This is a genomic window from Flavobacterium sp. W22_SRS_FK3 (assembly GCF_052113665.1).
Lineage (GTDB): Bacteria > Bacteroidota > Bacteroidia > Flavobacteriales > Flavobacteriaceae > Flavobacterium.
In genome coordinates this window covers 104,928-127,150 of sequence record NZ_JBGQOF010000013.1, presented here as the reverse complement: position 1 = coordinate 127,150, position 22,223 = coordinate 104,928, and the positions used below count along the sequence as shown (strand labels likewise).

The 22,223-nt window shown below is 34.7% G+C and carries 13 protein-coding genes; 9 read left to right on the top strand and 4 right to left on the bottom strand.

Features of this window, described 5'->3' with window-relative positions:
• A partial coding sequence (locus ACEN2I_RS14150; RefSeq protein ID WP_441766745.1) for an MBG domain-containing protein occupies positions 1 to 9,565 on the bottom strand: 9,565 nt, incomplete at its 3' end.
• Positions 9,566 to 9,875: 310 nt separating this feature from the next.
• Positions 9,876 to 10,952, bottom strand: a complete 1,077-nt coding sequence (locus ACEN2I_RS14145; RefSeq protein WP_441766744.1) for a helix-turn-helix domain-containing protein — start codon at positions 10,950 to 10,952, stop codon at positions 9,876 to 9,878.
• Between the two features lie 962 nt (positions 10,953 to 11,914).
• On the opposite strand from ACEN2I_RS14145, the gene leuC reads away from it, so the two are divergent.
• The 4 genes from leuC (at position 11,915) to leuB (ending at position 16,825) form a co-directional block, all read left to right on the top strand.
• A complete protein-coding gene (leuC, locus tag ACEN2I_RS14140) occupies positions 11,915 to 13,309 on the top strand; it encodes a 3-isopropylmalate dehydratase large subunit (RefSeq protein ID WP_441766743.1) in 1,395 nt (464 codons plus the stop codon).
• Between the two features lie 140 nt (positions 13,310 to 13,449).
• On the top strand, positions 13,450 to 14,046 hold the full coding sequence (gene leuD / locus ACEN2I_RS14135) for a 3-isopropylmalate dehydratase small subunit (protein WP_441766742.1): 597 nt from the start codon (positions 13,450 to 13,452) through the stop codon (positions 14,044 to 14,046).
• 126 nt (positions 14,047 to 14,172) lie between these two features.
• Complete coding sequence (locus ACEN2I_RS14130) at positions 14,173 to 15,696, top strand: alpha-isopropylmalate synthase regulatory domain-containing protein (RefSeq protein WP_441766741.1); 1,524 nt, start codon at positions 14,173 to 14,175, stop codon at positions 15,694 to 15,696.
• 73 nt (positions 15,697 to 15,769) lie between these two features.
• Positions 15,770 to 16,825 (top strand): 3-isopropylmalate dehydrogenase, encoded by a 1,056-nt coding sequence (gene leuB / locus ACEN2I_RS14125; RefSeq protein WP_441766740.1) that lies wholly within the window; start codon positions 15,770 to 15,772, stop codon positions 16,823 to 16,825.
• Positions 16,826 to 16,946: 121 nt separating this feature from the next.
• On the opposite strand, the gene ACEN2I_RS14120 is transcribed toward leuB, so the two are convergent.
• Positions 16,947 to 17,303, bottom strand: a complete 357-nt coding sequence (locus ACEN2I_RS14120) for an RNA recognition motif domain-containing protein (protein WP_441766739.1) — start codon at positions 17,301 to 17,303, stop codon at positions 16,947 to 16,949.
• Positions 17,304 to 17,437: 134 nt separating this feature from the next.
• A complete protein-coding gene (locus ACEN2I_RS14115; RefSeq protein ID WP_441766738.1) occupies positions 17,438 to 17,827 on the bottom strand; it encodes a DUF6252 family protein in 390 nt (129 codons plus the stop codon).
• A gap of 249 nt (positions 17,828 to 18,076) precedes the next feature.
• Here ACEN2I_RS14115 and ACEN2I_RS14110 point away from each other — a divergent pair, with 249 nt between their 5' ends.
• The 5 genes from ACEN2I_RS14110 to ACEN2I_RS14090 all read left to right on the top strand — a co-directional run bounded on the left by ACEN2I_RS14110 (position 18,077) and on the right by ACEN2I_RS14090 (position 22,170).
• Positions 18,077 to 18,643, top strand: a complete 567-nt coding sequence (locus ACEN2I_RS14110) for a 30S ribosomal protein S16 (RefSeq protein WP_441766737.1) — start codon at positions 18,077 to 18,079, stop codon at positions 18,641 to 18,643.
• Positions 18,644 to 18,658: 15 nt separating this feature from the next.
• Positions 18,659 to 19,183 carry a ribosome maturation factor RimM gene (rimM, locus tag ACEN2I_RS14105; protein ID WP_115844181.1) on the top strand — a complete coding sequence of 175 codons (525 nt, stop codon included), beginning with the start codon at positions 18,659 to 18,661 and terminating at the stop codon, positions 19,181 to 19,183.
• A 72-nt stretch (positions 19,184 to 19,255) separates the two neighbouring features.
• The gene (locus tag ACEN2I_RS14100; protein ID WP_441766736.1) at positions 19,256 to 19,963 is read left to right on the top strand and encodes a tRNA1(Val) (adenine(37)-N6)-methyltransferase; all 708 of its coding nucleotides are present in this window, start codon (positions 19,256 to 19,258) and stop codon (positions 19,961 to 19,963) included.
• A 155-nt stretch (positions 19,964 to 20,118) separates the two neighbouring features.
• A complete protein-coding gene (locus tag ACEN2I_RS14095; protein WP_441766735.1) occupies positions 20,119 to 21,297 on the top strand; it encodes an acyl-CoA dehydrogenase family protein in 1,179 nt (392 codons plus the stop codon).
• Between the two features lie 90 nt (positions 21,298 to 21,387).
• Positions 21,388 to 22,170 (top strand): DUF3050 domain-containing protein, encoded by a 783-nt coding sequence (locus tag ACEN2I_RS14090; protein WP_441766747.1) that lies wholly within the window; start codon positions 21,388 to 21,390, stop codon positions 22,168 to 22,170.
• Positions 22,171 to 22,223: the final 53 nt, after the last annotated feature.

The window sequence follows — 22,223 nt, the reverse complement described above, 5'->3', positions numbered from 1 at the left end:
CATCTGCGGTTACAGTAATTGCCTTAGCTGTAATTGTAAAATCTGCTGGCGCATACGTTATAGCGTAGTTGGTATTATTTAAACTGCTTGCAATAGCATACTTTCCAACGCTGTTACCAGTTGCTCTGGACAAAGAACCTGCAAAAGTATCTCCAGTTTCTAAACCTGGTAAAACCGAATACGTCAAGACAGGATCTGCTGTGCCATACACTTTTGTTTTTGCATCTGCGGTTACTGTGATTGCTTTAGCTGTAATTGTAAAATCTGCTGGCGTATACGTTATAGCGTAGTTGGTATTATTCAAACTGCTTGCAATAGCATACGTTCCAACGCTGTTTCCAGTTGCTCTGGACAAAGAACCTGTAAAAGTATCTCCAGTTTCTAAACCTGGTACAACCGAATACGTCAAGACAGGATCTGCTGTGCCATACACTTTTGTCTTTGCATCAGCGGTTACAGTAATTGCCTTAGCTGTAATTGTAAAATCTGCTGGCGTATACGTTATAGCGTAGTTGGTATTATTCAAACTGCTTGCAATAGCATACGTTCCAACGCTGTTTCCAGTTGCTCTGGACAAAGAACCTGCAAAAGTATCTCCAGTTTCTAAACCTGGTACAACCGAGTAGGTTAAAACAGGATCTGCTGCGCCATACACTTTTGTTTTAGCATCAGCAGTTACTGTGATTGCTTTCACTGTAATTTCACCTATTTCACCCGACGTTGTTTGAGAATTTAAAACATAATTTAAAGCATCATCTCCACTAACTGACAAGTTACTAACCGTTATAGTTTTATTTATTCCGACGTCTTTCGTGTCATATTCTCCTAAGGATGGGTTGTTTAAAGTTACTATATCATTTTCTAAAATTCCCTTAAGATCATAATTTTCATCTGATAAAACTGCTTTAGTTGTTGCATCAAAAATTTTGGTAACGTTTCCTTTTAATGAAACATCTAATTCTTTAGGTTCCACTTTAGCTATATTAGCTATTAAAGAGGCAGCGCTCAATATGTAGTTTTTAGAATCTGCTCCAGATAATCTTAAAGCATTAATGGTAACTGCTTTATTCTCTCCTGCATTTTTATTATTTAACTCACCAGCGACAGGATTGTTTAAGATTACATCCTCGCCATCTACAACCCCTTCCAGAGCAAAATTATTCGCATTTAATGCTACAATAGTATTCGCATTATAAACTTTTGATATTTCGCCTTGCACTATAACATTTAAGGATTTTGGGTCTATAATTAAATTGGCTTCTACTATTTGATCGTTATAATTTGGTTTGCTTAAAGTAGCATACACTTTATAGCTACCCACGTCTACTTTATTATTATTAGTATAGCTTACAGTTACCTGATCAGGAAGAATACCATCAATAGTTAATGATTTTCCGGTTCCGTCATAAATGTAGGTTTTGGGTGTTAAAACTACATCGGCAGCTAAATTTCCTTTTAAAATTATTAGTTTGGCAATAAGCTGTTTGTTATTATAATTTACACCTCCATCAATATTAACTGTAACATCATACGAGCCAACATTGATATTATCATTATTTGTATAAGTTGGTGTAACTCCATCAGGAAGTATTCCATCAAGCGATAACTTTTTAGGAGTACCATCATACACTTCTTCTTTTTCTAATAAAAATATGGCATTAGAAAGATCCCCTTTATTAATAGTCATAGAAGTAGTTAATACAAGCGTGTTGTAATTAGAACCCGAAAGGGTCGCTTTTACATCGTTATAAACGCCAGCATTCTTCTGGGTGTTTGAGTAAACCACAGTTACGCCCTCAGGTAAAGTTCCCGATACTTCAGGGTGTTTATCAAAACCGTCATAAATAAACGTGTTTGCAGTAAATGTAATGCCTGTCAGCTCTGTTTTATTAATTTTAAGTGTATTAGACACTGTACTATCATTATAATATTGGCCTCCGCTAATATTTGCTTTAACAACGTATTCTCCTGCATTTATTTGTCCGTTATCTTCATAAGACACACTAGCTCCTGTTGGTAAACCTTCGATATTCAGATATTTTTCAGAACCATCATAAGTGTATACTTCTGGGTTTAAAGTGGCAGAAATATCTGCTTTGTTAACTGTAAGAATAAAGCTTTTAGATGTAGAAGCATAGATTTCATCTCCATTTTGAGTAACCGTTATTGTAGCTTGCCCAACCCCTACGATATCAATTTTATTATCTTTTGTTATGTAAGCTACCGTATTATTATCACTAGTATAGGTAAGCGGCAATAGGCCACTTGATGCATTTCCTGTTACAAAGTCGGCATCTGTATATTTTTTAGTTATATCACTAGCAGTAATCGTTTGTACTAGTTTTGACTCATAACAACCCATATCTATTTTAGAGTTTAGAATACGACTGGTGTTTGCAATATCTTTATTTCCTGCAATAGCTGAGTTATAAAGCGTGTTATTTCCTTTATCAACAGCTGCGGATGTTGCTTTTAAAGCAAAGTTATTTGCATTTACATCCATAAAATCAGCAGCTAGTGCATAGCTATTATTAGCTAATGTCATGGAGCTGTATTGAGATTCAGCTTTAGACAGCAAAGAGTTTGTAATTGTAACTGTCCCTGCAGTTCTAATAATATCTTTGTTATATACATTATCTCTAAAGACAGCGTTAAATACTTCTAAATTAGATACTCCAGAAGTAACGATATGAGATGCATAAGCTGTACCATCTCCAGAACCAACATCTCCAAAAGTAACATTAACGATTTTTGCATTGGCGTTATCTAATACAACTGATGAACCATTTCCTCCATAGTGATAAGCTGAATTGCCGTAAAAAAGTGTATTATATATGGAAACATTAGATTGATCTGTAATATAAATACCCCCAGCTCGAACACCTGAAGAGTTTTCTGAAATTACACAGTTTTTTATAGTAATATTGGAACTGTGTACACGTATACCACCGCCATATTCCCTGGTAATAGACTTTCCATTTACTGTTACATTTCCTTCTGTGCCATGTGCTGCACTTGCTGCCGTACCTTTTGATATAGTAAAACCATCTATTTCGTTATTGCCTGCTGCATTAGAAACGGTAATAATGTGATTGATTATAGAATTGCCATCCAAAATTGTTTTATTCTCTTGAATATCTCGGTCTATTATACTTTCATTCGCAATATTTCCATCAAAACCTCCATATAGTTTTACGCCATCTAATAATAAAAAGCTATTATCTCTTCCTTCATCAATAAAGTTAGAATTATCTCTAGCACTGTATTTTGGTGTATAAGTACCTTTAGCGACATAAATTTTATTTACTGTGTTTGGTGTTACGTTATTAAGAATGGTGGCATATCGCAAAGCTAATGACAAATCGTTTAGCGCTAATTGCCATGAAGATCCATCACCTCCAACACTACCTTGTTTTACATATAGTGTGTTGTTTGTTAATGTAGTATTTGGCTGTATTTTTAAAGTTCCGTTTTGATAGACAAAACTATAATAATTGGAAGATAAACCACTTGGTATTATTCCATCGGTATAAAAACCTATATCTGTTTTACCTACGGCACTACCTGAATATTGTAATGTTCCTGTAAGCTTAGAACTATCATCACCGTTAACAAAACCGGTGTAGCTTACACCATAATCTCCATTTGGTAATGGTAAATTATTGAAAGATTTTGTCTTGTCGGTTGCTTTTACAATTAACGTTGCTTTCGCTACAGTTAAAACAAAAGTCTTTTCAGACGGAGCATAGGCTTGGTTACCAACTTGGGTAATCGTAATAGTAGTTGTACCCGGATTTAGTATGTGAATATTACCGTCTTTAATAGTAGCAATAGTAAGGTTACTACTTTTGGTGTAAGTTAATGGTAAGCTGCTAGATACTGCTGCCGATGGATGGATAAAATCTACTTCTCCATACGTTTTCGTTAAGTCTGTAGCTGTAATAGTTTGAGGTGCGCGTAACTCTTCTGCTCCAACATCAATAGTTGCAGTCAAACGAGTATACCCATTAATATCATACGTTGAAAGGCTATTAAAAGAATAATAGCTATTATTCCCTTTATCTTTTGCAAAACTATCTTCTTTTAGCGCTGTAGTATTTGTTTTAAAAATGGCATCCAAAGTGACAGTTGCAGAATTATTATAAAGTCCTTCTGTTATATTATCATCTTTTTGGACAATACTATTGTATGATGTTATTCCGCTAGAAACCCCCTTGTTATTATTCATATATATAGAGTTATACAATGAGGTTGTAGAGCTTGCGTCATTAACAATAGCGGGAGCATCTCCATTATTTCCAGATATGGATTTATTTTCTGTAATTGTACAGTTATATAATTTTGGTTTACTGTTATTAGCGTTATACATTGCCGATCCATATCCATAGTATTGGGAGTCTAAATATAAGTTTCCGTCAACTCCTACTTTATTATTTGTAATGATACAATTTATAAGCACAGGGCTACTGTTATCGTTATATATACCGCCACCATATGTGGTGAATGTATAATAAGGGTAAGGAAACAATGAGTTATCTTTAATGATACAGTTTACAATACTGGGAGAACTATTTTTATTATAAATTCCTCCACCTTGACTTGATTGATTAACACCAGAGCCTCCAATTGTAAATCCATCAATAATATCAGCATTAGTTAGTCCATTATTGTCATTGGTAATTACCCTATTTTCCCTAGCTCCTTGAGAAAGAATACTCTGGGTAAATTTTCTTTTGTGAGTAAGTGCGGTAATGCCATTGTCAGGGTCAAAACCACCATACATATTAACACCCTTAAGCATTTTGAAACTTTGCCCACTATTAGAGTTATACTGCCCAACAGATACAAATATTTTTGTTGCTTTAGTTCCAGTTGAATTAATTATTCTTGCTATATCTAGTGCATCCCTAACTTCTCCTAATGCATTGGCCCAAGAACTTCCATTACCTGTAGCGCCTTTTTTAACGTATAGGGTACCATCAACTAAAGTAATATCAGGTACAATAGTTAAGTTACCATTAGTATAGCTAATTTCATATTTAGAAGAAGTGTATCCAGATGGAATTATCGCATAAGCATCACCTACAGCAGTAGCAGTTGTGGATGTACCGCTATATGCTACATTTCCACTTAAACTATTATCTGGTGTATCGTTAAAAACAAACCCAGAATAAGATACAGTGAATCCTGTAAATACAGAATTATCTTGAACTTTAACTTTATTATCTGCACTAACAGTTAATGCTCTTTTGCCTACGGTTACTGTGAAGGTAGTAGTAGCAGCATCGTATTCATTACTATTTCCAGATTGAGTTACTGTAATAGTAGCAGTACCAACACCTATTACTTTAATTTTACCCTCTTCTATTTTAGCAATTGCAGTATTACTAGAAGAAACATACTCCAGTGGTAATCCGCTTGATGCAGTACCATGTGTAAATGGCTCATCCCCATATTTTTTTGTAATATCACTAGCTGTTATTGTTTGGGTTTTATTTCTTTCAAAAACACCCATATCAACAGTAGCATCAATAATACGAGATTTTCCTTTTAAATCTTTGGCTGGTAAAACAATTCCCACTGGATTATTTTTACCAGTATTTAGAGCAAGGCTAGTAGTTAACAACGCATAATTCGCATCAAAAACACTAGTGGTTTGAGTTATACTGTTTACGCCTTGTATTATACTATTTTCATAATTAGCATTGCTAGCATCATTAAAAATGTCAGAACTGTTTTTTACACTAACTGTATTTACAATTCTTGGAGTAGAACCATTTGCATTATACAATGTTGCTCCTTGTGTACCTGTGTTATCAGCTATAGTGGTATTCAATAGGGTAGGTAACGATGCATCGTTGTAAATAGATGCTCCTTTAGGCGCTGTATTACTAACCATCAAGCAGTTAACCCACATTGTATTGGCATTTTCATTATATACAGCGCCTCCATTTGCAGTCGCATTATTTGTTTTTATGATACAGTTTTCAAATTTTGGAGATACTTTTTTATTATATATACCACCTCCGTTATTTGTATTACCGTTTGTAATCGTGAAACCATTTAAAACAGCAGTACTAGTTAAACCGTTGTCATCATTTTTAATAACTGGGGCATTACTACCCCTCAAAATACTTCCGTTATTTAAATTATCTGTTATGCGTTGATGTGTTAAGTTTGTAACCCCATTATCCGGGTCAAATCCACCATATATTTCTATATTTTTAGGCATTATATATGATTTGCCTGAAGCTAACTGATAGGTTCCTTTAGCTACATATATTTTTTTGACTTTTTTAGGGTCAGTATCATTTGTATGAACAGAGTTAATATTAGCAGCTCTTGTCAAAGCAACCTCTAAATTACTTAAAGGACTACTCCACGAAGAACCATCTCCATTTACACCTTGTTTTACATATAAAATATTATCTGTTAAATTTAAATTCGATTTTATTTCTAAAGTTCCTTCTTCGTACAAAACGGTGTATTTGCTAGAAGAAATACCTTGCGGAATAACTTTATATACACCTGGTTCAGTTGCAGTTGTAGCATCACCTGAAAATGCAAGAGAACCTGAGATGCTATTTAATTCATTATCGCCAGACTCAAAACCAGAATAAGTTATGGTATAATTATTATTTCCATAAACACTACCATCAAATAACTTTGTTTTATCAATAGCTTTAACTGTAAGGGGTATTTTTGTTACATTAACAACTATTTTAGTCCTGGTACTTTCACAATTATTAGCATTGGTTTGGCTAACCCAATAGGTAGCAGAATTTTCGGAAGACATATTTAAAGAAGGAAATACTGTTGATGCTGTACCACCTACTTCTTGTGAATACCATTTTAAATTACTACCATTTACCACAATCTTAGCGCCTTGTTGACCAATAATAAAATTTTGAGGCGATTGTGCAGTTGGTGCCTCTGTGGAACTTATAGATACAGCAACACTTGCTCGCTCGCTCTCACAACCATTAACGGTTTGACTAGCATAATAAGTCGTTCCAGAAATTAAAGTTGTATTACTAGCTAATGGGCTTCCTCCTAAAGCCTGACTGTACCATTTAATAGTTGAACCTGTTGCTTTTAAATCATTTACGATGGCTTGATTACAAAAAGCTTGTGGTGAAACAACCGTTGGTTTTAATTTACCAGAAACGCCTAATACGTTTTCATAAGCACCAATATCAATAGCATCAACTTTTCTGGCACTTCCCGCAATATCCTTGCTCGAATATTCACTCAAATACAATGAACTATTTCCTTTATTTAATAGGGGGCTGCAACCTGTGAGATTAAAATTATTATTTGCTTCATCCGCAAAATACAAGTTCGTTTCAAGAACATTGCTCTTATTACCAACATAATTATTAGTATATCTAAAAGAATTGTTTTGAACATCGGCCGAAGTACTTGGCCCGCCAACATCTTCTAAAATATTATTGTAAAGTTTAATGTTTTTACTAAACATATAAATACCAAAATTTGATTTTTCATTCCAAACAGTGTTATTTACAAAATCGACAGTTGCATTATCATAAAACAAAGCCGTAAAGCCTTCGTTTCCTGTAAAAGTATTATTATATATTTTACTAACTCCTCCCAATGTGGAAACGATTCCACTCGATTGTCCGGAACTATTTGTAGTCCCAACATTAGCCCTAATAGTATTATTAAAAAAATTGGTTTTTGCAGAACTTTCAATATCTACAACAGCACCTATATAAGCCTTATTTCCTGTAAATATATTATTATTTACATTCGCTGTAAGTGCGTTAATTAAAAAAACACCCCCTCCTCTTTCAACAGAACTGTTTTTATCGAATGTGTTTTCGTTTAGACTTAACTGACCCGCAATAGCTGCGCTATTCGAAGTAGCAAATATTGCTCCTCCAAATTTCAGAGAACTATTGGTGTTGAAATTATTCTTGTTAATAATAGAATTAACGGTACTCGTTTCGAAATAAATTCCTCCCCCTTGTTTAGTAGCGGTATTTTCCGTAAATGTATTTTCTGATATTTTAACATTATTATCACTGCTAGACACTAAAGCGCCACCATATCCAGAAGCAGAAAAAACACTTGTGTCTGTAACACTATTTCCATTAAATGTATTTCCACTTATGGTTGTACTATTCCTGTTTTTAAGTAAACACAAAGCACCTCCTAACAAAGATGTGTTTCCCGAAAATGTGTTTCCCGAAAATGTAACGCCATTTGTATCATATAATACGCATGCTCCTCCCATACCCTTTGAAGCAGAATTATTAATAAACTTATTTGATGTTACTTCGGCACTTATAACATTTTGAAGTTTAATAGCACCTCCACCATCAGCGAGTGTGTTATTTGCTATCAGCAAAGCATTATTACTAGTAAATGTAGAATTTGTAATTTTAAGATTACTAATGTTTTCACCTGCATAAATAGCTCCTGCAATTGCTGCACTGTTGCCATTAAAAGTACAATTATCAATGATCCTTGTTGCCGAATCTGCATTGCTCACTTTTTCTATGAAAATAGCTCCTCCGAATCCAATATCAGTTTGATTATTATTGGCTTTATTATTAGTAAATGAAACACCAGTTATATTTAAAGATCTTCCTTCGACCTCAACAACAGCACCCCCTAAAAGCGAGCTATTATTGTTAAAACTTCCTCCTGTAATCGTTAAATAGCTGTCATTGGAGACAACTGCACCTCCATTATTAGTTGCTGTATTATTAGTGAAAGTAGAGTTGAGAATAGTAATGCGAGCACCTTCTTGTACGCTTACAGCTGCACCAAAAATACCCGTATTATTTTTAAACGTTACATTTTCTAGTGTTAAAATTCCTCCTACATTGTAGATACCGCCTCCATTACTTTGTGGGTAAGATGTATTGGATATCTGCACTCTTTTAATATCACCTCCTGGAACTGAAGCAACACCGGGCAAAGCGCTATGTCCTAATAGTTGCCAACCTATACTTGCAAGTTGGTAGTAAGGGCTTTCGTCCATTGCAACAAACCAATCTGGATATTTAGCTTTAAGATTATCGTTAAAAGAATTACCACCAACTTCTTTAGATACATTATAATATCCAAGTACATCACACTTTCCATCACTAATGGTTACTCCGTTTACGTAGTAATTCTCATTCTCTTCAAGAGCATGGATAAACACAACATGGTGTGCATAAATACCGCCACCTAAATTTCCACTAAGAATGGTTTCATTTGTTGTAATGTTTCTTTCGGCAATGTTTGTTTCGCTACCACTAAAGCCACCATATAATTTTACATCTTTTTTTAAACCAAAAGTATTGTTCCTGTCCTTCGGATTGTCGTTAGGCGCTGGAGCAACTTTAGGAGTATAGGTACCTTTAGCTATCCACACTTGGGTATCCCCGCTAGATAAACTAATCGTTTTCTGTAAGTTGTCAGAAGCATTGCTCCATGAACTTCCATCTTTAGTTCCAGAACCATTTACCGTTACATATTTTATTGTTTGCGATAGAACAGCTTGCGCAAAAAACAGAAAAAATAAGGTAATTGTCAAAGTAATTTTTCTCATAAGCATGGTATTCAGATTTGTTTAGGCAACGTTCAAAAAAATGAAACGCTATTCTTGATTGTTTTTGGAGTCTTTATTTAAGGCAACAAAATTAGGTACGGCAACTAATTTCGAGTAGCCCATTCGGACAAATCGATAGCCCATTCGGACATTTTAAGTGTTTTTATAGAAGCAAAATATTTGTTTGTAAGTATAGTACGTCAAGATGATGCAGTTTAAAAAAACAGAAACTTCAAACACCGATTTTTTTTAAGTCAGATGAATTTCTTTAATTCGAATACAAAAAAGTTCTTAAAATTTAAGTACTAGTTTAATTATCCGTATTGTCAGGATGCAATTCAGAAGGAAGTTTTCCATATTTTTTTTTGAATGCCGCACTAAACTTGCTGTGACTTTCATAACCTACTTCCTGAGCAATATATTTAATTTGCATATTCGTATTAAGAAGTAACTGCAATGCCAGTTCCATTTTTTTCTCAATATTGTATTGAAGAATGGATGTTCCGTAGACCGATTTGAAATCCATTTTAAGTTTTGATGGAGAAATACTTAAATTTTGAGAAAGCACCTCTATGCCAATGAAGGGTTTGGATAAATTTATAGAAACTAAACGCTCACATCTTGAGATTTTTTTATAATCTATAGCGCCTTTATTTAGATACTCTTCTTTTCGTAAATCGATAAGTGCATTTTTAAAAAAACCCGATATTAGACTAAAAGTTTGCGCTTTTAAAAGTGTTTGATTAAAAATATCATCATTAAATGTTTTAATCGTATGCAAAATTTCATGAGATAATCGCTCACCATCTGGCACTATATCCTGATAAGATATAAACCCTTTGTCTGAATTCAGAAACTTTTTAAAAGGAACGGCATCATCCAGTCTTTCAAAAGGAACATTCTTTTTTATCCAATCCGGACTGATATAATAAATATAAAATTGGCATTTTGAACCTTTGTAAAAACAAGCTCCTACATCTGTACCTGGTTTTTTGAAGCCCCAAAATTTATTATGAAAAGGCATTTTATCAATAAAAACATTTTGAAGTTTTACATCGCTCTCATAAACGGTAAATGTGATTGAATAATGTTCGCTGGGAATATCTTTTGCATAAACCGATTTAATTACACTATCATGCTTAAATTGTATGTTCGTTATAGTAAGCCACAACCCCTCATCAATTTTCCGATAGCGCATCTCTCCATTAATAAACGGATTATTTCGATATACAACTTGTTCATTAGCTTGATGCTTGCTTCCGGGAGACTTTATAGTACTCTTAATAAACAGTTCAGGTGTATTCGCTAAATAGGGAAACTCAAAAAAACCGTCCTGGTAATACTTAAAGTTCGGCTTAATAAATTGGTACCATTTTGATAAATTCATATTTTTAATTTATAAATCCTGCATAACTAAGCCTCCCATTACAGACACTCTTAACTAATTGCCTCGTAGAGAGACAATATCAAACACAATAAACAGGAATAAATTTGTTGCAAATTAACTAAAAAAAATAAGCTGTAAAACTGTTTTTAAAAAGTATGAAACTAGACAGGTCTTTTTCAATAAAAAAGAATTCTCATTAGAGATCCTTTGTAAAAGCGAGAAATTAAACTTCATTTTGGTCTTACAACTTAGATTATTAATTTTGTATGCTCATTGCATCAAACTAATTGAAAAATCAAAAGATTCCCTGATTACCACCAACCTTTCGGTAACAGAAATAGCTTATCAATCAGGTTTTGAATATTGACGGTCGTTCTATAAACTCTTCAAAAAGAAAACAAACCCGACATCATTGCAATTTAAAAATTCATTTAATTAGTTTCCAAAATCACTTCATAGAAATCCCTTACAAGCAAATGTATTTTTATCTTAAAACCTATAAATTTTCATAAAAATACATCTCTTGGATGTCGTAGTATTTGGACCTTTTATTGAATCTAAATAATGGCTAAAAAAACTACTATGAAGTGTCAATAATCGATAAAAGCACCTTTTTCAAAAAAATAAAAAACCAACAATTATTACTATTTTTATCCTATTTGTTACATAATTTTAAATAAATATTTATATTTTATAGTGGTTTTAAGATAAATTTGCAAATTATTAAAACAAAAAACAATCAGGCAAAACTTGAGCTGAAAAAGAAAAACAAAAGCAGACTTTATTTCATTATTCTGCCAACATTGAACTTGCAAAAGCCAATTCGCAATTTGTATTTCAGTTTGGGTATCGTATATAATGAAATAATGAAATTGACCACTTTGTATCTTTTTTTACTTTTGTTTGGCTATCATCAGGAATTGCTGTGATTATAGGAATTACAATTAAAAAAAAAATAAAAAATGAGTAAGACATTATTTGACAAAGTATGGGATTCACATGTAGTGCGTAAAATTGAAGATGGACCAGATGTGTTTTTTATTGACCGCCATTTCATTCACGAAGTTACGAGTCCTGTTGCTTTTTTAGGATTAAAAGCAAGAGGCGTTTCAGTTTTATACCCTGAGCGTACTTTTGCAACTGCAGATCACAATACACCAACCATAAACCAACATTTACCAGTTGAAGATGCTTTATCTGCAAACCAGCTTAAAGCACTTGAAGACAATGCCAACGAATATGGAATTTCGCACTGGGGGTTAGGTCACATTAAAAATGGAATTGTACACGTAGTTGGTCCTGAAAACGGAATTACTTTGCCAGGTGCTACTATTGTTTGTGGAGATTCACATACATCTACTCATGGTGCTTTTGGCGCTATTGCTTTTGGTATCGGAACTTCTGAGGTTGAAATGGTGCTTTCTACGCAATGTATCATGCAGCCAAAACCAAAGAAGATGCGTATCAACGTAAACGGCCAATTGAGCAAAGGTGTTGGTCCAAAAGACGTTGCACTTTATATTATTGCACAATTAACTACTTCTGGAGGTACAGGTTATTTTGTTGAGTACGCCGGAGACGTTTTCGAAAACATGACTATGGAAGGTCGTATGACCGTTTGTAACTTAAGTATCGAAATGGGTGCTCGTGGCGGAATGATTGCTCCTGACCAGACTACTTTTGATTTCCTTGAAGGAAGATTATATGCTCCAAAAGGTGAAGCCTGGACTAAAGCAGTTGAATACTGGAAAACTTTAAAAACTGATGCTGATGCTGTTTTTGATGCTGAATTGAACATCAACGCTGCAGACATCGAACCAATGATTACGTATGGTACTAACCCTGGAATGGGAATTGGTATCTCAAAACATATTCCGAACGCCAATCAGGTTGAAGGCGGTGCCGAAACGTATAAAAAATCGCTTGCTTACATGGGCTTTCAGGAAGATGATGTAATGATTGGAAAACCAATTGATTATGTTTTCTTAGGAAGCTGTACAAACGGACGTATTGAAGACTTTAGAGCTTTTGCTGAAATTGTAAAAGGAAGAAAAAAAGCAGATAATGTTACCGCTTGGTTAGTTCCGGGTTCCCACGTTGTTGAAGCTCAGATTAAAGAAGAAGGCATTTTAGATGTTTTGACAGAAGCTGGTTTCGTATTACGTCAGCCTGGATGTTCAGCATGTTTAGCAATGAATGATGATAAAGTTCCAGCCGGAAAATATGCGGTAAGTACATCAAACAGAAACTTCGAAGGCCGTCAGGGTCCTGGTTCAAGAACTTTGTTAGCTTCTCCAATTATGGCAGCAGCAGCAGCAGTTACCGGAAAATTGACTGATCCGAGAGAGTTGTTCTAATTCTCGCTATAAGCTTTAAGCTTATTACAGAATCTTAAAAAAGGCTTACAGCATATAGCTTACCGCCTAAAGCAAAAAAAAATAATACCCTGTAGGGAAAGCCTAAAGCTTACAACCTACAGCCTAAAGCAAAAACAAAAATGGCATACGATAAATTTAATATATTGACAAGCAGTGCAGTGCCACTACCGATAGAAAACGTAGATACAGATCAAATTATTCCGGCTCGTTTCCTGAAAGCTACAAAACGTGAAGGTTTTGGAGACAACCTTTTTAGAGACTGGAGATATAACGGAGATGATACTCCAAAAGCTGATTTCGTTTTAAACAATTCGACTTATAGCGGAAAAATCCTGGTTGGAGGAAAAAACTTCGGTTCAGGATCTTCAAGAGAGCATGCTGCGTGGGCAGTTTACGATTACGGTTTCAGAGCTGTAGTTTCGAGTTTCTTTGCTGATATCTTCAAAGGAAACTGTTTGAACATTGGTGTTTTGCCAGTTCAGGTTAGCCCTGAATTTGCCGATACTATTTTTAAAGCAATTGAAGCTGATCCAAAAACAGAATTGGAAATCAACTTACCAAATCAAACGATTACTTTATTAGCAACAGGTCAATCTGAATCTTTTGCTATCAACGGTTACAAAAAGAACAACATGATTAATGGTTTTGACGACATTGATTATTTACAAAATATTAAGGAAGATATTGTAGCTTTTGCTGACAAACTGCCTTACTAAACACAACCAACTTAAATGCAGTTACATAAGTTTCAACCTCAAAGTTGAACTTTGTAACTGCTTTTTACAATTTTATAATTCGATTCGATAAGTATCAAATCGAAAAAAAGTCATATCATATTTAGAATGGAAAAAAGAAAAATTGAAATAATGGATACAACACTCCGCGATGGTGAACAAACCTCGGGAGTATCTTTTTCTGCTGCAGAAAAATTAACCATTGCACAATTGTTGTTAGAAGAATTAAATATTGATAGAATCGAAATTGCCTCTGCCCGTGTAAGTGAGGGGGAATTTCAAGCCGTAAAAGGCATTACTTCCTGGGCTGCCGAAAAAGGATATACAAATAGAATTGAAGTACTTTCTTTCGTAGATGGAGGGATTTCAATTGCATGGATGAAAAAAGCAGGTGCAAAAGTGCAAAATTTATTGACCAAAGGTTCGATGAATCATTTGACACATCAACTAAAAAAAACACCGGAACAACACTTTTCTGAAATTGCAGAAATTATAGCTTTAGCAAAAGACAACGATATTGAAACCAATATATATCTGGAAGACTGGAGCAACGGTATGCGAAATTCGCCAGAATATGTTTTTCAATTTTTGGATTTCTTGGCGACTCAGCCTGTAAAAAGGGTTTTGCTTCCGGATACTTTAGGTGTTTTAATTCCGAATAAAACTTTCGAATTCATATCGAAAATCACGGCAAAATATCCGCAAATTCATTTTGATTTTCATGCGCACAATGATTATGATTTAAGCGTGGCCAATGTTATGGAAGCGATAAAAGCAGGCATAAAAGGGCTACACGTAACGGTAAACGGAATGGGAGAACGTGCCGGAAACGCACCGCTTGAAAGCACTGTTGCGGTAATCAATGATTATTTACCGGAAGTAAGCATCAATATCAAAGAAACTTCTTTATATACGGTTAGCAAACTGGTAGAAACGTTTACCGGATATAGAATTCCTGCCAACAAACCCATTGTAGGCGATAATGTATTTACGCAAACTGCCGGAATTCATGCTGATGGAGACAATAAAAACAATTTATATTTTAATGATTTACTTCCGGAACGATTTGGAAGAAAACGAAAATATGCCCTTGGAAAAACTTCGGGAAAAGCCAATATTGAAAAAAATCTTCAGGAATTAGGTTTAAAATTAAATCAGGAAGATTTGAAATTGGTTACCCAAAGAATCATCGAATTAGGCGATAAAAAAGAAACCGTTACCAAAGAAGACCTTCCATATATCATTTCAGATGTTTTGGACAGTCATACCTATGAAGATAAAATTACAATCGAGTCCTATATATTAGTACATTCAAAAGGAATGCGTCCATCAACAACTTTATGTTTAAAAATTGATGGTGAAATCATTGAAGAGCATGCTCAGGGCGATGGTCAGTTTGATGCTTTCATGAATGCATTAACTAAAATTTATAAAAGCAAAAAATTAACGCTTCCAAAATTAATTGATTATGCTGTGAGAATTCCGCCGGGAAGCAGCTCGGATGCGTTATGTGAAACCATTATCACCTGGGTAAATAACAGTAAAGAATTTAAAACCAGAGGATTGGATTCAGATCAAACCGTTGCTGCCATTATTGCAACTCAAAAAATGCTGAATGTAATTACACAATAAAAAGACACAAAGAACTAAATTAGCTTTGCCACTTTGAACCTAAAAATAAATAATTAATTATAATATCAAACAAATGAAATTGAACATAGCCCTTTTAGCCGGAGACGGAATCGGACCAGAAGTAATTGATCAGGCAGTAAAAGTATCAGATGCTATTGCACAAAAATTTGGACATGAAATTACGTGGAAACCAGCTTTAACCGGAGCTGCCGCAATTGATGCAGTAGGTGAACCATATCCTGATGCAACACATGAAATTTGTAAAAATGCTGATGCGGTTCTTTTTGGTGCAATTGGTCATCCTAAATACGATAACGATCCATCTGCTCCGGTAAGACCAGAACAAGGTTTGTTAAAAATGCGTAAGGCATTAGGCTTGTTCGCAAACGTAAGACCCACTTTTACATTCCCGTCTTTATTGGATAAATCTCCATTAAAAAGAGAAAGAATCGAAGGTACTGACTTAGTTTTCTTAAGAGAATTAACAGGTGGAATTTACTTTGGTGAAAAAGGAAGAAAAGATAACGGAGATACCGCTTTCGACAACTGCGTTTATACCAGAGCCGAAGTACAGCGTTTAGCTAAAAAGGGTTTTGAATTAGCCATGACACGTTCTAAAAAATTGTGTTGCGTAGACAAAGCAAACGTTATGGAAACATCCCGTTTATGGAGAGAAACAGTTCAGGCAATGGAAAAAGATTATCCTGAAGTTACGGTTTCTTACGAATTTGTTGATGCGGTTGCTATGCGTTTGGTTCAATGGCCAAACTCTTATGATGTATTGATTACTGAAAATTTATTTGGAGATATTTTAACGGATGAGGCTTCTGTAATTTCTGGTTCAATGGGATTAATGCCTTCTGCTTCTATGGGAGCTGAAGTATCTTTGTTTGAACCTATTCACGGTTCTTACCCACAAGCGACTGGATTAAACATCGCTAACCCAATGGCTACTGTTTTATCTGCTGCTATGATGTTCGAAAACTTCGGATTGGTGGAAGAAGGAAAAGCAATGAGAGATGCTGTAAACAAAGCATTAGAAGCCGGAGTGGTTACTGAAGATTTAGCAGATGGAGGCAAAGCATACGGCACCAAAGAAGTAGGTGACTGGTTAGCTGCTAACATATAATTTGTTTTGTTTTGGGTATAAATTTCAGGGTGTTGAAAGGTGAAACCGAAAACAAAATAAAACTTTAAACAAAAAAAGGCGTCAATTTTCATTGACGCCTTTATATATTTAGAAAAAAATATTAATATCCTCCTCTACCACCACGGTCATTTCCACCACGGCTGTTTCCTCCACCATAACCTCCGCGTGAATCTCCACCACGACTGTTATTGTTGAAGCTTCTTCTTTCGCCTTCTGGTTTCGGTTCAGATTTATTAACCACAATTGCACGTCCTTGAACAGTAGCTCCGTTCAATTCGTCAATTGCTTTTTGAGCTTCATCATCGTTTGTCATTTCAACAAAACCAAATCCTTTACTTCTTCCAGTAAATTTATCAGTAATGATCTTAACTGAATCAACTGCTCCGTAAGCCTCGAAAGACTCTCTTAAATCTGCTTCCTCAATACTGAATGGAAGGCTTCCAACAAAAATGTTCATATATACTTATTTATAATAATATAGCAAATGTAGTCTTATTTTTCTCTAATCTACTATATATTAGCTTATTTATGTTTTTATTTTGATTTAAAAACTCAGAATTCGCAAAAATCAATCATTTACAAAAGAAAATATTATTCAAAAGCCTCCGAAGTATACGAAACAGGAACTTTATAAAAAACACCTTCTATAAAACTAACACTTGGATTTTCTGTATCGCTTTCATCAGAATCTCTGGCGTTAAATTTAAACGTTCCGGTAATAATTTTCTTTTCAACATCAAAATCAGTAATCATAATTTGCCCATTCCCTTTATTTGTGTCTGTCGAAAAAATAGAAAACTGTTCCAAAAATGTATTTGAATAGGATGCTTTCGAAACATCATCAAGACCAAGAACATACGTTTTTTCATTTGAAGACACTGTTTGCAAAATTACTTTCTCAAAACCTAAAGTAGCTTCTATAATAATAGATCCGTCTGTATTTACATATGCCTGATAACTTTGCCCCCTCCAAAAAAACATTATTTTTCATGGTTTGAAATGCAGGGTTATTGAATTTCACATCTTCTGTACAAGATAAAATGGTAAAAAAAAACCAAAAATAAATAGATGCATTTTTTCATATAGAATAATTTACAGTAAAACAAAAACCTGATAAATTTTATTCCTCTCAGATTTAATATATTTTTGAACGTACAATTCAGAAATAAATTATATCTTTGCGCCCTTAATTAACAGAGGTCGAGTACCTCAAAATTTAATCATACGATTATGTCAGTAAAAATTAGATTACAAAGACACGGTAAAAAACAAAAACCTTTTTACTGGGTTGTAGCTGCAGATGCACGCTCAAAAAGAGATGGTAAATACTTAGAGAAAATCGGTACTTACAATCCAAACACAAACCCTGCAACTATCGAACTAAACATTGATAGTGCTGTAAAATGGTTGCACAATGGTGCTCAACCTACTGATACGGCTAGAGCGATCCTTTCATACAAAGGAGCTTTATTGAAACACCACCTTGATGGAGGTATTCGTAAAGGTGCTTTAACGCAAGAGCAAGCTGATGCAAAATTAGCTGCCTGGTTAGAAGCTAAATCTGGAAAAGTTGACGCTAAAAAAGACGGTTTAACAAAAGCGCAAGCTGATGCTAAAGCTAAAGCTTTTAAAGCAGAACAAGAAGTTAATGCTAAACGTTTAGCTGCTGCAGCTCAGGCTGAAGCTGACGCTATCGCTGCTGCAACTCCTGCAGTTGAAGAAGAAGTTGCTGAAGTAGAAGCATCTACTGAAGAAGCTCCTGCTGCTGAAGAAAATAACGAAACAACTGAAGCATAATTTTAGGTAGCGATAATGCGTAAAGAAGAATGTTTTTATTTAGGTAAAATCGCTAAAAAATTTAGTTTCAAAGGTGAAGTCCTGGCTTATTTAGACACAGACGAACCTGAGTTATACGAAAATCTGGAATCAGTGTTTATTGAATGCAATAAACATCTGGTTCCTTTTTTTATTGAAAAAAGTTCATTACACAAAAACGATTTTCTTAGAATTCGTTTTGAAGACATGAACACCGAAGAAGATGCAGATGCCATTATGGGAAATGCTATTTATCTTCCTCTAAGCATGTTACCAAAACTTTCCGGTAACAAATTTTATTTCCACGAAGTTATTGGTTTTGAAATCGAAGACCAGCGTTTGGGTGTTTTCGGTAAAATTGTTGCCGTTAACGACACTACCGCTCAACCACTTTTTGAAGTTTTAAACGGTGAAGTAGAAATGTTAATTCCAATGATCGATCATTTCCTTGTAAAAATTGATCGTGAGAATAAAAAAGTCATTATGAACTTGCCCGAAGGGCTAGTTGAAATGTACCTTTAAAAAAGTATTCAGTTTGCAGTTTTTAGTATTCAGTTTTTCATCTGATATTTAAAAAACATTAATTTTCTACAAATGTTTCAGTTCAAACAATTTGCTGTTAATCAAGATCGCTGTGCGATGAAAGTCGGAACAGACGGTGTTTTATTGGGTGCATGGGCTCCTGTAAATCACAATCCGTTTAGTATATTAGATATTGGTGCAGGAACCGGAATCATCGCTTTAATGCTGGCCCAGCGAACTCATGCAGAACAAATTGATGCGCTAGAAATTGACGAAGATGCTTATGAACAAGCCGTTGAGAATTTTGAAAATTCTCCCTGGAGTGATCGATTGTTTTGTTTCCATGCCGGTTTAGATGAATTTATTGATGAACCCGAGGATGAATATGATTTGATTGTTTCAAATCCTCCTTTTTATTCTGAAGATTATAAAACAGAAAGCGAACAACGTGATTTGGCACGTTTTCAGGATGCCATGCCTTTTGAAGAGTTAGTTGAAGCTGCTGATTTATTACTTTCTGAAAATGGAATTTTTGCTGTTATAATTCCATTCAAAGAAGAAAAAAAATTTATTGCTTTAGCGAAAGAATCAGAACTATACCCAACGAAAATAACGCGTGTAAAAGGAAACCCAACTTCAGGGATCAAAAGAAGTTTATTGGCTTTTAGCCGACATGAAAACAGCGATATTGAAATCGATGAATTGATTATAGAAATCGACAGACATATTTATACTTCTGAATATATTGCATTGACTAAAGATTTTTATTTAAAAATGTAATTTACCTCTTAATAAACTCTGCCGTATCTACATTAATCATCTAATAATTACCCTTATTCTATATACTAAGCCTTAATAATTCAAAAAAATATAACAAAAACAATTCTATTTGTTATATTTTTATTACGTAAATTTGTTTTGTAAAACTACAAAAAATGAAATCAGACCTATTTCAAGCCCCGGATTATTACAATTTAGACGATCTCTTGACAGAAGAACACAAATTGGTTCGCGAGTCGGCACGTGCATGGGTAAAAAGAGAAATTTCTCCTATTATTGAAGAATATGCCCAAAAAGCAGAATTTCCAAAGCAAATCATAAAAGGACTTGGAGAAATTGGCGGTTTCGGTCCTTATATTCCTGTTGAATATGGCGGAGCAGGTTTAGACCAAATTTCATACGGTCTGATTATGCAGGAAATTGAACGTGGCGATTCAGGCGTACGATCTACCTCATCCGTTCAGTCATCTTTAGTCATGTATCCGATTTGGAAATACGGAAACGAAGAACAAAGAATGAAATATCTGCCAAAATTGGCAACTGGAGAATTTATGGGCTGTTTTGGATTGACTGAACCTGACCACGGTTCTGATCCGGGAAGTATGATTACCAATTTTAAGGATATGGGAGATCATTATCTTTTAAATGGAGCCAAAATGTGGATTTCAAACGCCCCTTTTGCAGACATTGCAGTAGTCTGGGCGAAAAATGAAGAAGGAAGAATTCACGGATTAATTGTAGAACGTGGCATGGAAGGTTTTACAACTCCCGAAACACATAATAAATGGTCACTTCGTGCCTCATCAACCGGTGAATTAATTTTTGACAACGTAAAAGTTCCTAAAGAAAACTTATTACCCAATAAATCCGGTTTAGGTGCTCCGCTTGGCTGTTTGGATTCGGCTCGTTACGGAATTGCCTGGGGAGCTATTGGTGCCGCTATGGATTGTTACGATACGGCTTTACGTTATGCTAAGGAAAGAATTCAGTTTGGAAAACCTATTGGAGGAACTCAGTTGCAACAAAAAAAATTAGCCGAAATGATTACCGAAATTACAAAAGCTCAGCTTTTAACCTGGCGCTTAGGCGTTTTAAGAAATGAAGGAAAGGCAACCACAGCACAAATCTCAATGGCAAAACGAAATAATGTTGACATGGCCATTCACATAGCCCGAGAAGCAAGACAAATGTTAGGCGGAATGGGAATTACAGGCGAATATTCGATCATGCGACATATGATGAACCTCGAAAGTGTAATTACTTATGAAGGCACACACGACATTCACTTATTGATAACCGGAATGGATGTAACCGGAATTTCTGCTTTTAAATAGTAACTTTCTATTAAAATATATTGAAAATCAATGCAAAAAGCTTCTTCTAATCGGGAAGCTTTTTTATATTTACCAAAAATACCACCTTTTATGAATATTGAAACCATCAACAATCGCATTCAGCCTCAAAAGGATGTGCTTTTGCAGCATTCTTTATACAATAAAATTCAAAGCATTGATGACTTACACAGCTTTTTAGAAAGTCATGTTTTTGCAGTTTGGGACTTTATGTCATTATTGAAGGCATTACAGGCCAAACTTACCTGTACAACTACACCGTGGTTTGCTACAAAAAATCCGGAAACCCGATATTTAATAAACGAAATTGTTCTTGCCGAAGAAACAGATCTTACTATCGACGGAAGAAGACAAAGTCATTACGAAATGTATCTTGAGGCCATGGAAGATTGTGGTGCTGATACAACCGGGATCAATAAATTTTTAGCCGAAGTAAATTCGCTACAAAATATTTTTGTTGCTATAAAACAAAGTTCATTGCATCCGGATATCAAATCCTTTTTAGATTTTACCTTTAGAGTTATTGAACAGGGAAAACCACATGAGATTGCAGCTGCTTTTACTTTTGGAAGAGAAGATCTAATTCCAAGTATGTTTACTGCTATCCTTAAAAACTTTCAAAAGAACCTGCCTGAAACCGATTTAAGCAAATTGCTTTATTATTTTGAAAGACATATTGAGCTAGATGCCGATGAGCATGGGCCAATGGCAATGCAAATGATTACCGATTTATGCGAAGATGATGCTCAAAAATGGTCAGATGTCGAAGAAATTTCGATTTTGGCCTTAGAAAAACGTATTGGTCTTTGGAATGCCATCGAAGAAGAAATTTCAATAAAAGCTGAAATGGTTTAAAACCATAATTACTTTTTTAACGTAACTATTTGTTTGAAAATGATGCTAAATCT